The following is a 15,374-nucleotide window of genomic DNA, read 5'->3' as shown; positions in this document are numbered from 1 at the left end:
CGCTTGTTCGCTTTTCGGACGTTCCTAAAGATACGCTTATTGGCAACCATTGGAATGGGGGAGCCATGAAGCAGAATAAGAGGGGCGAAGCGCTTTCCGTTGCAGACGCCGGTAAGGGCATCATGGATCGTTTGGGCGGATACCATCGTTGTTTTTTGGGCGGACCTATCTATCTTGAGTTTGTGAGTCAAAACTTTTGCTCGATGTTGGGCTATCGGAAAACAGAGTTTTCAGAGCTTGTTGAGGGCGTCTATACCGTGACGGTGCATGCGGATGACGTTTCGACGTTCGTGGATTTCGTTCAAAGAATGGCAAAAGAAGAGACCTCTGAGAGCCTCTCCTATCGTCTGATTAAAAAAGACGGATCGATAATCCGCGTTGCCGACACGATGACGTCGGTTGTTGGTAACGATGGCTTTATGAGGGGCTATTCGGTCGTTAGCGAAATACACGAAGGCTCAAATGAGGCTTGGGCTTGCGATCAGAAGATTGCGATTCTAAAAGTGCTCGGCGGCAATGAGGCAAAGATAATGCAGGTGAGTGGTGCTGCTTTCGACTTTGCCGCAAACTTAGAGGTTACAAAGAGGCTTAGCTTTTTAGACTTTGTCTCTATTTCCGATCGTGCTCGAATTTGCGGTGCCTTAAAAAAGGCATATAGCGAGTGGCGCTCGGGCGCTGATTCCTACACACTTGTCTCCGTTGACGGTTCTGCTCATGTCTGCAAGGTTTGGGTTGAGCGTATTCGCGATGACGGCGACTTTGACTCTGCCGTTTTTTGCGTCAAGGTACAGATCGAAAACGAAAGCCTGCGCGAAGAGGAGAATAAGGTTGCGTTTAGCAGGCAACTATTTTCCAGTTTTGCCGAGGATCTTTTCGAAGCCGATCGGGCGCAGGATACTGTAACGTATATCGCTCGCAGCGACAGCTCCTTGTTCGACATTCCCTTAAACGTGAGGATGTTTACGGACGACATTACAAGGCATTTGCTCGATCGTGTTGCCCCCGAGAGCCGGGAGGCAGTGAAACAGTTTTGTATTCGTGTTCGATCCACCCAGTTTTGTGAGGGGAGCATCGGAACCGCGAAGATTGGCTTTTTATTGCGTGATCGCTATGGAGATTATGTTCCTGCCACTGCTACGGTGGTAGCGGTTTCTGAGAGAAAATACCTCATGGGGCTTAGTCTCGATTCGGATTCACCGCATGTCGAGCCAAGCGGCGCGCTTATCGTGACGCAAAAACAAGTGATTGCGACGCTGTTTGGCTCCTTTTCGCTTTCCGTCGATGGCAAGGCCGTCAACATAAGGTCTGCTAAGGCAAAAGAGCTGCTCGCCCTTTTGATTGAGCGCCGGGGAGCGTTTGTTTCTTCGCGTGAGGCAATTGCCATGCTTTGGGAATGCGAACCGGACCAAACTACAAGGGCTCGCTATCGTAAAACGGCATCGCGTTTGGTATCTGAGCTCAAGAGAAACGGCATCGAATATATCGTTGAGAGTGACCGCGGGGCGCGAAGAGTCGTGCCCGAGTGTCTTGAATGCGACTATTACGATTACCGTGACGGATTGCGAGCGCCTTCGGGAGTCTTGCTTCCTGAGTATTCGTGGTCAGAGTTCATTTTGATTGACTGATTTTTTGGTTATTGGTGTGTTGAACAAATAATGTTGGATGCACCGCAATTATCGCGTGGATTATTGTGGGATAACCGTTCGTCGGCCTTTTTATAAACCTTGAATCGCCGCATGAGCAACACTTGAATTATTGCTGCCTGTAGCGACCGCACATCCGTTCCGCCGAACCCTTGTCAGACTATGGCCCGCTATAACTGCTCGCCCTTTCGTACGGGGCAAGGATCTCATCCGAAAGAATGGTTGAAGCATGGGATACATTGGTGGGACCGAGGCCGTTCTTGATGCGAACGCTAGCTTCGTGGATCGTCTAGGCGGTTTTTACTGCAGATGCGTTTTGGACGGTGCCACGCGCTTGGAGTTTGCCAGCCAGGGGCTGTGCAAGATGCTGGGATACCAGAAGGACGAGCTCTTTAGCATTACCGAGGGCATATTCGAGGCCTTGGTCCATCCCGATGACAGAGAGTCCCACCTTGCTTTTACGCGGCACTTGTCCATGGCGGAAGGAAATGCAAGTGCGGCGTACCGTCTGATAGCAAAAGACGGTGCCGTAATTTGCGTACACGAGATTGCGGTATCGAGTATGGGCGACGACAGCGTCATGAGAAAAACCGCGATTGCATTCGAAGGTCGCGTTTGGCAAGAGGTGGAGCCGGGCATATGCGGCGAGCGCTTTTCTGTCATGAAAGTGTTTGGAGATAACGATGCTACGATCGCCTGCTCAAACAGCTTTACGAATGAGCTGCTTAGAATTGGCTCATGCATCGACTGCCTCCGCCTTATGGACTTTGTGGCCTTGGCGGATCGCGCATGCGTTGGCGAGATGTTCGACGAGGCGTATGCTCAGATGATACCCGTTGCGGATGTATGTACGCTTGTGTCTTCCGTTGGAGCTCCCCATGCGTGCAAGATTTGGGTTGAGTGCGTCCGCAGGAAGGATACGAAGAAAGACTCACTATTCTGCGTTAAGGCGGCGAGCGCACCTGACCGTGACGTGGAGTTCCAAGAACTGCTTTCATTGAGCAAAAAACTACTTGCTAGCTTTGCCGATGATCTGTTCGAGTTTGACAAGTCGGACAATTCGATAACGTGTATCGCGCGGAGCGACGGGGGCGTTTCCAGCTTTCCTCTCAACATAAGAGTGTTTGCAGACGATATGATTGAGCGTCTCCTGTCCTTTGTGAGCCCAAGAGATAAAGAGCGTGTGATGGGGTTTTGCAATTGTTCACGATTGGCTGCGCTTGGAGAAGATGGCCCTCATACGGATAAAATCACGTTTGAGCTGGGCGATGCAGCTGGATGCACAAAAGCCGCTACGCTTGTTATGGTATCGGCGTCGAAGGGCAAATCCTATATTGGTTTTCGCCTTGAGGCGGCTGCTGGCGATTCAGCTGTTGGCCATGCGCCATATGAGAATGATCATAGCATTGCCGTCAGGCTTTTCGGCTCCTTTAGTTTGTCTGTAGACGGCAGGGCTATCAATATACGTTCCGAGAAGGCCAAAGAGCTGCTTGCCCTCCTGGTGGAGCGCCGCGGTTCTTTCGTGTCTTCCCGCGAGGCTATTGCGATGCTATGGGAGTGCGAGCCAAATAAGACAACGCGGGCAAGGTACCGCAAGACGGCTTCCCGACTTATGATTGAGCTTGGCAGAAATGGCATTGCCTATATTGTTGAAAGCGATCGCGGGGCACGCAGGATCGTTCCGGAGTGCATTGAGTGCGACTATTACGACTATCGCGACGGTGTCGGCGGTTTGCCAACGGGGGGGGGGGGGCTCCCCGAGTATGCCTGGTCGGAGTTTATTTCGCTGTAAGAGGCGGTTCATCCAATCACATGAGTGCGGCTCGTTAGCGGATGTCGTTGGGGCATGAAGTCCAGATAGTGCTTTTATTGCTTGCCGAGTGTCACATTTGGCAAAAATGACGCGTAGCGTCCGTCGAGCGTGACTGTCACGCTTTGACCAAAGGCGTCACAACCGATTCATACCATATCAAAAAGAGTCTAAATGAGACCGAGGAAAAAGCTGCTTAAAGGGCAGCGAACGGATTGAGACGGTATGATGACGAGTCGAAATATCAAGCGCAAAAGGATGATGGCGGGGGCAGTCCTGTCCATCTGCTTTGCCGCGTTACTTGCTATGCCGCTTGTCGCGCGTGCTGCGGGGGATAACGGCTGGCAGATCGTAAGCGGGCGCTATGACGCATCGCATAAGACGAGCGAGGGAATTGCAGCGGACCAGCTGGGCAACTATGGCTTTATCGAGTCGGCAGATGGCAGCGTCCGCGTAAATAAAACCGTCGAACCCACGGGCGTGGAGGACGAGTTCATCGTGCACCTCTCGGTGGATACCTGCGCCGTCGCCTCGCAGCAGACGGACTACTATACCTTTTTTACCACGGCACCTTACGATGGGGTGACCTCAAATTGGGCACACGGGATGACGCCGGGCACCGTGACCGGCTCCGTCAACGGCTCCGGCATTGATGTGACCGGAGATCCGAACTCCGGTTATGGGAAATCGGGCGTTTTCGACATCCAGTACCCGGCTGGCAAGACCATCGCGAAGAACGTGAGACTGTCTTGGAGCAAGGGCAACAACACCACAATATTCCTCAAGCTTGACGATTCGCACTATGTCCTCATGGGCGTTCAGGTCAACACCGGATCGAACAACACGGTTGTCCTTTCCGATGAGGCGTACAACCTCATCAACGAGAAAATCAAGGGCCAGGTCAAGCCGGGCCCCGCGCCGACCCTCAATTCGGTGACCGATGTCATGGGTAACAACATCGAGTACCTGGGTTCCGCCAGCGCCGACGCCGGCACGGCGAGTTTCGACAATGCATCTTCGACGCTCACCTGGAACCCGCAGTACTCCAATTCGGCAAAGAAGGTCGTCGAGGAACCCGTCTACGATTACGACTACACCGAGGGCGGTGCGGTGGGCAAGCTGACCATTACGCAGCGCACGTGGTACTACGGGGCGGCGTCGCTCACGTACAAGGTTCGCCTCAAGACCGGGGAGGGTTTTGCGAGCTCCTATGATCCCGGCAAGATCTCCAACCCCTACAACACCAACGACCACGCGACGCTTGACTACACTTACAGCTCGTACAGCAAGGACGACAACCAGTTCCACGAGCACCCCAACGCCACATGCGACTTCCCCAAGCCCCAGGTCAAGGGTATTACGTATGATCTTCAGGTGGGAAAGCGCGACGCGACATACGATGAGGGGCTCGCCGGCGCTACCTTCAAGCTCACGCGCGCCTGGACCGACTCCGACGGCGTCGCCCACAGCGATGTCGTGTCCGACAGCCTGATCTCGGGCGCAGACGGTTCCGTGAAAATGACGGGGCTTTCTTGGGGCCGCTATACCCTGGTGGAGATTGCCGCCCCCTCGGGCTTTGTGCTTCCGCCTGAGGCGCAGACGACGCATACCTTCGATCTGTGCTACACGACGGGAGCGGACGGCTTGAAGTCCTCCTGGGTTTCCTCTGCATCGGATCACCGGGCCATGAGTTCGGGTAACTTTATCTGGATCGACAACGAACGCGTCAAGACCGACGTCTATCTGCGCAAGGTCGATGCGTCTCATACGACTCGGCCGGTCCGGGGCGCATCGTTTAAGCTCTACTACGATTCAGCCGACGGCATCCACGACAACGGCGACGGCGTGTTCGATCCCAAGGTCGATACACTCGTGTCGGAGGGGACCACCGACGAGCAAGGGACCGTCGGCTTTGCGAAGCTCAAGGTGGGCACGTACTTCCTCGTTGAGACCAACACCCCCGCGGGCTACCAAATCAACGACGAGGTCTTCCGCATCCAGGTCTTTGACGTCGCCGGCCAGGCGGGCGGGGCGGCGGGCAATATGATCCAAGTCGGCAAGGCCGATGGGTCGGACATGCGTGCCCCCGATACCCCGAACACGATTCCCGTGCCCGACAAGCCGATCCCCTCCATACCTTCCACGGGCGGCCCGGGAGTCGTCGGGCTCGTGGCGGCGGGCGGCTGCCTGTCGGCCACCGGGGCGGGCGCGCTCCTCGGCGTCCTCGGGCGCCGGCGCAGGCGCCGCTAATCATCGGTGCTAACGACCGAAAACGTCGGTCGAGCATATATAGAAGGCACTTAGCCAATGGGGCCGCGGCCCCGGAAGGAGAACAACATGTATAAACCTAAGAAGATTGCCAGTGCTGCCGTAGCAGCGGTACTGGTTGCCGGCCTCGGGCTTACGCCGATCAGCTCGTTTGCCAATACGAGCGCGACCGACGTCCCCGACACCCCGGTTACCATCACGGGCGTCAACGACGGCGACACCGTCAAGTTCTACCAGGTCTTCGACGCCGACATCGACGCCAGCAACAACCTCACCTACACCACCAAGGTGACCGGCCTGCCTGGTGCGTACGACACCGCCGCCGAGGTCGCCGGCAAGGACGGCCGCACCGTCGCCGACGCCATCGCCCCCGTGGTCACCGCCGGCACCGCCACCTACACCGCGACGGCGGCGGGCGGCAAGGTCACCCAGAGCCTCGACTCGGGCCTGTATCTGGTCACCGTGACCACCACGAGCGGCACCACCAAGATCTACCAGACCATGCTCGTCAACGCCTCGCCCGTCGTCAAGAATGGCCAGTACGCCGCCGCCACCCTCGAAAACGTGGAGGCCAAGTCCCAGCCGGTGACCCCGCCGGACAAGACGGTCGTCTCCCCCGACGGCAGCACCTCAGGCAAGCTGACCGACTCCTACTCCGTGGGCGATACCGCGACCTTCCGCATCGACACCGCCGTCCCCAGCTTCCCGTCCGACGCCACCCACGCCTCCTTCTCCGTGACCGATGTCCCCGAGGCGGGCCTCAAGCTCGAGAAGGACAGCATCAAGGTCTACGACGGCAACGGCTACAAGAACATAGTCGGGGCTGAGAACTACGATATCGCTTACAACAAGGACGGCGGCTTCACCGTCAAGTTCAAGTGGGACTACCTGAAGGGCCATGCCGGTCAGAAGGTCCGTGTCGAGTACAGGTCCAAGGTCGTCTCGATCAACGTAGAGACCGGCAAGGTCGGCAACAAGGCCTACGGCACCTTCACCCCGAACCCCTACGAAGACAAGGAGGTCAGCACCGAGCCGGCCGACCCGCAGGTCCAGACCTACGGCTTCGTCTTCAAGAAGGTCACCCCGACCGGCACCGCCCTGCCTGGCGCTGAGTTCACGATCGCCAATGCCGACGGCCCCGTTACCTATATCGATGCCGCCGGCAAGACGCACACCGACGGCAAGGTCGTCTCCGATGCCAACGGCTACGTGCATGTCAACGGCCTCCACAAGGGCACCTACACCGTGACTGAGACCGGCGTTCCGGCGGGCTATCAGAAGGTCGACCCCTTCAACATCAGCCTTGACGAGACCGACAAGGGCGACTCCCCGGCCACCCCTAACGTGACCGAGAAGAACTTCGACGTCAACACCGCCGACGTGACCGACCCCAAGCAGGGCCAGCTGCCCACTACCGGCGGTGCGGGTACGGTTGCCTTTACGGCGGGCGGCGTCCTGCTCATCGCTGGCGGCGCTGTGGTCGTCTTCCGTTCGCGCAAGCGCGACTAGTCTAACCGTTCTGTAGGCCATGACGCGCAAAGGGCTACATAGCAAAAAGGGGAGGGGGCATAACGCTCCTTCCCTTTCTCTTGCTCGGATGAATGGGAGGCATGGCGGCTGCCCTGCCATGGCTTCTCGGGGCGGTTCTCCGGTTGCTCGTGCGGAGCGTCCTCGAAAGGCGCGTCGTTGGCTGGCCCCCGCGCTGGCCATACTCTTGGTGCTTACGGGCCTTTGCCTGCTTTTGTATCCTGTCGCGAGCGACTACCTCAATAAGGTGGAGCAGGCAAAGGTTTCCAACAACCTGCGTCAGGTTGTTCAAGAGGCGACGCCCGAGGATCTTTCGGCTTGGCGCCAGCAGGCGATTGACTACAACGATCGGCTGTATTCGGGTGCCGCCTATGTTATAGACCCGTTTGATCCAAACGCTCCAAAGACATCAGATGAGGAATACCTCTCGTGCCTCAATTTGGCTGGTGACGGGGCCATGGGGACAATTGTTATTCCGTCGATAGGTGTCGATTTGCCCATCTACCACGGCGTCACGGGCGAAGGCATGGACCATGGCGTGGGGCACGAACCAAACTCATCTCTGCCGGTGGGCGGTCCTTCGACACATGCTGTTCTTGCGGGACATACGGGGCTTCCCTCTGCCGTTATCTTCGATAAGCTCGATAAGCTTCATGTTGGAGACTACTTTGTGCTTCAGGTTTTGGGTGAGGACCTTGCCTATCGTGTGACTTCGACCGAGGTCGTTCTACCAGACGATACCTCGAGTCTTGCCATTCAAAAGGATAAGGACCTTGTTACTCTGGTGACGTGTACGCCGTACGGCGTCAACTCGCATCGCCTTTTGATTCACGCGGAACGCTGCGATGTTCCCAAGGATTGGCTCGAAAGGAAGGACCGCGATACCGGTCTGGCTTCGGCTTATAACACCCTGGGCGACAAGATTGGCGTGCCGCCTGCGCTAATTGGCGTTTTGCTTGCGATTGTGGTTCTTGCCGCTGCATATGCGGCGAGCCGAAGGCGTAAGCGGCATGCCGGTCGCGACAAAGAGGTGACGCGGTAGCATGGCATCGCATTTTGATGCAGAGCACTCCTCTAAGAAGCGGTTGAATATTGCCGCTGTTGGCTGGGTTGTCCTGTTTGCGGGCGCGCTGTTACTGCTTGTGCCGGATTTTGTCGAGTTGAGCTACGGGTTGCGTGCCAACTCGGAGATGGCCGCAGCGTCGAAGGCAATCGATGCAGCGAGTGATAGCAATGCTGTATCGGAGTCTGCCGCAGGCGAGGAAGCGCTCGAGACGGCTGACAGGGGCGTGTCGTCACGTCCCTGGCTGGAGTCCTACAACGAGCGCGTCCGCCAAGGCGGGGGGATGGTCATCAACGATCCCTTTACGTTTGGAGCCGCCGATCAGTCGTTTGCCAAGACGGGTCTTGCAGGATTGCCCGTGGGCGTGTTGACGGTAGACTCGATGGCTTGCGAAGCCCCGGTATATTTGGGCTCGAGCGAGCAGAACATGTTGAACGGTGCCGCAGTGGTGGCGGGAACGTCGGCCCCGCTGGGGGAGCCCTCGTCCAATTGCGTCATCGCCGCCCACCGTAACATGTTCTTTAAGCAGATCGAGAACGTGCGAGTCGGAGATCGCGTGTGCCTGCGGACCATTTGGGGCGGTTATGTTTACCGCGTTGCCGAGATTCGGATCATTTCGCCTTCCGATATCAAAGCGGCTGCCGTCCAGAAGGACAAAGATCTGCTCACGCTGGTCACCTGCCATCCGTACGGCTCGAACCGCCAGCGCATTATTGCGGTGTGCGAGCGAGACAAAGGTGTCGAGGCGTTGGCCGCGCCCGCGGCCGCGAGCTTGCCACGAAAGACTGCCGAGCAGGCGATGGGCAGATCGGCTCTCTCGAATATTCTCGCAACGATTGAGCGAGGCGGTGCCATCGATGAGTTGTTTATCGAAGACTGCGGGCGACTGCTGGGCAGGGCATTGCTGGTGTTCCTGCTCGTCCGCTTTATTGCCGCGGCCGTGAAAAGGCGAACGGCTGCATGCTGAGCTTGTGCCGCCCTGCGTTGCGGCAAAACGCTCTCTGTTTGGCTTCCCCCACCCCAATCCCAAGCTGAACAGGGAGCACTTCGCCGCAACCCCTTTGCAAGTTGCGGTGGAATACGGACTGTTCGAGGCACGGGGCGCCCCATCCAGTCCGTATTTCGCCGCAACGCATGGGAGAGCCTGGGGCGGTACAATGGCTCGAACGGTTCAAACGAATAAGGAGCCATCATGCAGCTCACCAAAACGCTTAAGGTGACGCCGGAGGAGCTTTTTGACGCTCTGGCGGGGTCCATCATGCAGGATATCGAGAACGCCACGGGCAAGCATCCCAGCCGCAACAAGCTCAACGGCTATAAGTACGAGAAGCGCGCCCAGTCCGCAAAAGGCAAGGCCAAGGGCACGGCGATCAAGGTTAAGATCAAGCACTTTGACTACCCGTGTCTCTATGAGGTCCGTTTTCAGTATGCGGCGGGCATCAATACCATGCGCTATGAGGCTGCACCTGCTGGCGATGGTGCCTGCGAACTTACCTATACCGAGGATTTTCAGGGTGTGGGTGGCAACACGTCTGGCACGCGCGGCAAGCTCGGTCTCTTCTTCTATGAGCGCAAGCTCAAGAGCCACGCCAACCAGACGATTGATCAAATCGTCAAATACATAGAGGGTGAGCGCCGCGTAAAGGCTAATCCCGCCTTCGCCGATGATACTGCTGAAAACGCTTCGGATGTATGCCATTGATACCCTGTGCAAAAGCTTTACCGCTCTTCACATCAACTGTGAACATTTCAGGCTTCGAGTCGGTAGCGAGCGGCCCGATAAAATCAGTTGATGGAAGTGCCACATGAATAAGAATGCCGCTACGCAACTGCACATCTATTCCGCCTTTTTCGTTCTCGCGGATTTGTTTTAAATCGGGGAGTGTTTCTACTTTTCCTTGCGGAGAAAGGAATGTCTGTCACGGAAATCGCGCTTTATCAAGCCCTGTTTAACATTGCAACGGTCGTCCTCGAGCTGCCAACAGGGCTGATAGGCGATTTCTTTGGAAAGAAGTTTTCGATTCAAGTGGGCGTGCTGCTGCTTTTCTTCCATACGGCTGGCATGCTGTTGCTCTCAGGTCCCTTTCTTGTCGTGCTTTCCCTTGTTGAGGCGCTCGCCTACTCCCTTCAATCGGGATCCGAACAGGCACTTTTATATGAAATTGCCCGAAATGCCGGTCAAGGAGAGCGCTTCCTCACCATCAACGCTCGGCTGCTTGCCGCGCAATCAATCGCGACGGGAGTGGCAATCGTACTTGGATCATTCATTGCCCAAGTATCTTGGAGTGCCCTCTACGTATGTGTCTCCGTTTTCTATCTCCTGCAGCTTTTCCTTCTGTATCCCATTGAGAGGATGGAAGCGACCCATTCCAAAAACTCTGGGGAGGAAAGGTTTGACGCGGCCAAGATGTTCAGACGCGAAACCTGGCGTGTTGGAGAATCCACTTTTGCGGTACTGCTTCTTCTAATCGGCACAAGCATGCTCGATGGATTCTATGGGAGTTATTACAGCTTGAATCAGTTGGTATTCGACGCATTTGATGCTCCCGTCTCCATAATAGGAATCTTCTTCGGTGCATCCTATGCAGTAAATGCGACGGCCTACATTGCAGCAGATTTCTTCTCATCGCGTTTCGGGAAAAGAAATACCATGCTCGGCTCGATGCTAATCGAGGCCGGTCTTTTCATGGTTCTTCCGTGGTTCGCTTCAAATCCGCTGTGTTTGTTTGGCCTTAGCATGGTGCTTTGTTTTCTCCCAGAAGTGGTGTACATCACTTCGGAAAACTTAATCCAAGACGCGATAGCGGACGATCTCCGCGCGACGATCCTTTCCGTCGCGTCTCTGGTAAGGGCTCTCTTTTCTGCAATGTTTTTCTCCATATTTGGATATGTGTTGGGGTTATATCCCATTCAGATAGCGCTCGGTGTTATTGGCGCAATCGCGATAGCAATTACCGCCGTTGTTTCTTTAAAAATGGTAGGAATACAGGTCTCCAAGAATTGATATATCGATTGACGAGCTGCCCGAGGCGTCGAGCCTTCTTGATGGACATGACTATTCGTCACAAATCATTCAGCGTATCGCCGGGGTTCCAGTAATACTCGATGCATCGGGATGCCCTCATTCCCCTTTCTGAAGGTCCCAAAAAGACTGCACGTGTGGGTTTGGCTAGGTTCGGGTGCCGTCCGCGCCGTGCGGTAAAATCGTTCAGTCAGAACACGAACCCGCATCGGAGCTCATCACATGGCATTCGTCCATCTGCACAATCACACTGTTTTCTCCATGCTCGACGGCGCAACCCGTATCCAGGATATGGTCAACCGTGCCGTAGAGCTGGGCATGCCCGCCGTGGCCATTACCGACCACGGCTACATGTATGGCGTGCCCGACCTGGCGCTGGCCTGCGACGCCGTCAACCACAATACGCCCGAGTACAAAACCTGGAGCCACGACAAGGCCTTCTTGGAAAAGGACCGCCGCGACGAGTTGGTGGAGCCCGATCCCGAGGCAAACCCGCGCGAGCATGCCCAGTATGTGAAGGACATGGCCATGTGGGATGAGAAGGGCAACATCGACGAGCTCAAGCCGCCCCTGGTCATCAAGCCCATCTTTGGCTGCGAGGTCTACTTTACGCCGGACGAGACCCTTGCCCGCGACCATAAGCCCGAGCTCTACCACATGATCCTTCTGGCCAAGGACCAGGAGGGCTACGTCAACCTGATGCAGACGGTCTCCGAGGCCGCCGTGCAGGGCTTTTACTACAAGCCGCGCGTGACGCTCGACAACCTGCGCCGCCATGCCAAGGGTATGATCTGCACGAGCGCCTGCATCGCCGGCATCATCCCCAAATACATCGACCGCGGTGACATGGAGGGCGCCATCAAGTGGGCCGAGACCTTCCGTGACACCTTCGATCCCGGCGACTTCTATATCGAGATTCAGGAACACGGCATTACCACCGATAACGGTCTGACCGACGAGCAGATGGACCGCACGCTCATCGACATCGCCAAACAGGTGGGCGTCAAGGTCATCGCCACCAACGACTTCCACTATCTGCGCCGCGAGGACGCGCCCGTGCAGGACGTCATCATGTGCATCGGCATGAACGCCAAGGTCGACGACCCCAACCGCATGCGCATGACCGGCTCGGAGTTCTACATGAAGACCGAGGAGGAGATGCGGGCGATGTTTCCGTATTGCCCCGAGGCCTGCGACAACACAATCGAGATCGCCAACAAGTGCTACGTGGAGCTGGACTGGGACTCCATCATCCTGCCGCGCTTCCCGTTGCTCGATCCCGGCGAGACGCACGAGAGTCAGTTCCGGCGCGAGTGCGAGAAGGGCCTGCGTCAGCACTACGGCGACGACTGGGCTACGCGCGAGATCGGCGGCGTCAACATCAAAGAGCGCTTTGAGTACGAATACAAGGTTATTTGCGACAAGGGCTTTGCCGCCTACTTTTTGATCGTCGCCGAGTACGTGCAATGGGCCAAGGACAACGGCATCGGCGTCGGCCCCGGCCGTGGCTCGGCCGCCGGCGCCATCGTCGCCTACGCCATGAACATCACCGCGTTCGACCCGCTCGAAAACGGCCTGATGTTCGAGAGGTTCCTGTCCCCGCAGCGTACCGAGATGCCCGATATCGATATGGACTTCGACGATGAGCGGCGCCTCGAGGTCGTGGAGCACGTTCGCCAGCTCTACGGCCCCGAGAAGGTCACCCACGTCATCACCTACTCGACCATCAAGGCCAAGCAGGCCATCAACGACGCCGCGCGCGTCCTGGACTACCCGGTCTACATGGGCCAGCGCCTGTCCAAGATGGTCTCGAGCGATCCCAAGGTCAAGCTCAAGCAGGTGCTCGACAAACAACCCGGCAAAGAGGATCTGTTTAACCCCGACTTTGCCGAGGCCTATAAAAAGGACGACGACGCCCGCCGCATCATCGACACGGCGCTCTCGATCGAGGGCCTCACCCGTGGCGAGGGCGTGCACGCGTGCGCCGTTCTGATCTGCCGTGACCCCGTCAACGAGCACGTGCCCACCAAGCTCGACACCAAGGGCGGCGTCGAGATTACCCAGTACGAGGGCCATACCGTCGCCGACATGGGCCTGCTCAAGATGGACTTCTTGGGCCTGCGCACGCTGACGGTTATCTCCAAGGCCAAGGCAAACATCAAGAAGAACTTCGGTATCGACATCAAAGAGGAAGAGATCCCCTTTGACGATCCCGAGATCTTTAAGCTCATGGGTTCCGGCCACACCGCCGGCGTCTTCCAGGTCGAGTCCGCCGGCATGACGGCCACGATCAAGAACATGAAGCCCACCGAGTACAAGCACGTCGTGGCATTGATCGCCCTGTACCGCCCGGGCCCGCTCGGCGCCGGCATGGTCTCGTCCTACATCAACCGTATGAATGGCAAGGAGCCGGCCGTCTCCTATGACGACCGCCTGGACGACATCCTGGGTGAAACCTACGGCACTATGGTCTACCAGGAGCAGGTTATGCTCATCTCCGTCGAGATGTGCGGCTTCTCCAAGGGCGAATCGGACTCGCGTATCCGTAAGCCCGTGGCTAAGAAAAAGATCAAACTGCTCACGTCGACGGTGCTCCACTGGGAGGATGGCTCGGACGAGACCACCTACGACCACTGGATGAACGGCGCTATCAAGAACAACTACACGCGCGAGGTCGCCCAGAAGATCTGGGACGATGTTCTTGAGTTCGCGTCCTACGCCTTTAACAAGTCGCACTCCGCCGGCTACGCCATCCTGGTTATGCAGACGGCATGGCTCAAGGCGCACTATCCACACGAGTACATGGCGGCCGTCCTGACGTCCTATACGGGCAAGACCGACAAGATCGTTCACTACGTCTCGGCATGCCGTCACGACGGCATCCCCGTGCTGTCGCCAGATGTCAACGAGTCCGGTACCGAGTTCACGGCTACCAAGGAAGGCGTGCGCTTTGGCCTGGCCGGCATCCGCGGCGTGGGCACCGGCGTGGCGCAGACGATTATCGCCGAGCGCGAGGCGGGCGGCCCGTTTAAGACGCTGCACGACTTTGTCGAGCGCGTGGACTCGAGCCAGGCCAACCGCCGCGTGATCGAATCGCTGATCAAGGCAGGCGCCTTCGACTCCACAGGCTATCCGCGCCGCCAGATGATGCACTTTGTGGACAAGAACAACCCCGAGAACATCATCGACGCCGCAGTAAAGCGCCAGAAGGACCGCGCGAGCGGCCAGACCTCGTTCTTCGATATGTTCGGCGACGTTGAGGGCTCGGGCTTCGAGGTCAGCGTGCCCGATCCGGACGGTCAGGAGTGGGACCGCCACCTCAAACTGAGCCAGGAGAAGGAGGTTCTGGGCATCTATGTCTCGGACCACCCGCTGCGCCCGTTTGAGTATGCACTAGCCAAGGCGCGCGACTTTTCGTTCTCGCAGATCGACACCGGCTACGAAGTTCAGAATCCTACGGGCGGTACCATCAACCAGGAGATTCCCGAGGGTAAGGCGCTGTGGTGGGCCGGCATGGTCTCGAGCGTGTCCAAGCGCGTGACCAAAAACGGCGACCCCATGGGCATCGTGCAGCTCGAGGACATGGAAGGCGAGGCCACCGTCGTGGTGTTCCCCAAGACCTACAAGGAGGCCGAGGGGTATCTGTACGGCGAGGTCGATCCCGAGACCGGCGTGCAACTGTCCGACGCGTTTGTGCGCATTAAGGGCAAACTCGAGCGCTCGGACCGCGGCGACCAGATCATCGCGCAGGAGATCGTGCCGCTCGAGCTCAACGAGGAGAACAACAAGCCCAAGGTGTTTGAGGTCATGGTGCCCAACAGTCGCTTTAGCCAGGGCAATATGGCGCGTCTTGCCACGGTGCTCACCACCAACCCGGGCGGCGACCGCGTGGAGATCTTTATCGAGCAGGTGGACGGGCGCGTGCTGCGTGCCGAGGTACCTGCCAAGGTCAACGCGCGCTCGATTCCGCTGCTGGCCGAGGCCAAGGCCATCGTGGGTAACCAGGGCAGAGTAACGGTGATCTAGGGACGGCGTTGCTGA

General features: G+C 57.4%; 9 protein-coding genes. All 9 read left to right on the top strand.

Annotated features, from left to right (window positions below; genetic code table 11):
• The first annotated feature begins 65 nt into the window (after nucleotides 1-65).
• Nucleotides 66-1,625 (top strand): PAS domain-containing protein, encoded by a 1,560-nt coding sequence (locus SFLMC1_RS01115; RefSeq protein ID WP_152073609.1) that lies wholly within the window; start codon nucleotides 66-68, stop codon nucleotides 1,623-1,625.
• 247 nt (nucleotides 1,626-1,872) lie between these two features.
• Nucleotides 1,873-3,435 (top strand): PAS domain-containing protein, encoded by a 1,563-nt coding sequence (locus SFLMC1_RS01110; RefSeq protein WP_154063887.1) that lies wholly within the window; start codon nucleotides 1,873-1,875, stop codon nucleotides 3,433-3,435.
• Between the two features lie 243 nt (nucleotides 3,436-3,678).
• Nucleotides 3,679-5,703: a collagen binding domain-containing protein gene (locus SFLMC1_RS01105; protein WP_154063886.1), complete on the top strand. Its 2,025-nt coding sequence runs from the start codon at nucleotides 3,679-3,681 to the stop codon at nucleotides 5,701-5,703.
• Nucleotides 5,704-5,790: 87 nt separating this feature from the next.
• Complete coding sequence (locus SFLMC1_RS01100) at nucleotides 5,791-7,230, top strand: SpaH/EbpB family LPXTG-anchored major pilin (protein ID WP_154063885.1); 1,440 nt, start codon at nucleotides 5,791-5,793, stop codon at nucleotides 7,228-7,230.
• Nucleotides 7,231-7,348: 118 nt separating this feature from the next.
• Nucleotides 7,349-8,290, top strand: a complete 942-nt coding sequence (locus SFLMC1_RS01095) for a class C sortase (protein WP_226798401.1) — start codon at nucleotides 7,349-7,351, stop codon at nucleotides 8,288-8,290.
• A 1-nt stretch (nucleotide 8,291) separates the two neighbouring features.
• On the top strand, nucleotides 8,292-9,278 hold the full coding sequence (locus SFLMC1_RS01090; protein ID WP_152073614.1) for a class C sortase: 987 nt from the start codon (nucleotides 8,292-8,294) through the stop codon (nucleotides 9,276-9,278).
• 225 nt (nucleotides 9,279-9,503) lie between these two features.
• On the top strand, nucleotides 9,504-10,013 hold the full coding sequence (locus SFLMC1_RS01085; protein WP_152073615.1) for a DUF3284 domain-containing protein: 510 nt from the start codon (nucleotides 9,504-9,506) through the stop codon (nucleotides 10,011-10,013).
• A gap of 180 nt (nucleotides 10,014-10,193) precedes the next feature.
• Entirely contained in the window at nucleotides 10,194-11,315 is a 1,122-nt protein-coding gene (locus SFLMC1_RS01080; RefSeq protein WP_226814215.1) for an MFS transporter, read from the top strand.
• A gap of 240 nt (nucleotides 11,316-11,555) precedes the next feature.
• Entirely contained in the window at nucleotides 11,556-15,359 is a 3,804-nt protein-coding gene (gene dnaE / locus SFLMC1_RS01075; protein WP_152073617.1) for a DNA polymerase III subunit alpha, read from the top strand.
• Nucleotides 15,360-15,374: the final 15 nt, after the last annotated feature.

Origin of the sequence: Collinsella aerofaciens, from assembly GCF_901212495.1 — a bacterium.
GTDB classification, from domain to species: domain Bacteria; phylum Actinomycetota; class Coriobacteriia; order Coriobacteriales; family Coriobacteriaceae; genus Collinsella; species Collinsella aerofaciens_H.
The sequence above is the reverse complement of the archived record's forward strand: the minus strand, read 5'-3'. Positions and strand labels throughout refer to the sequence as shown.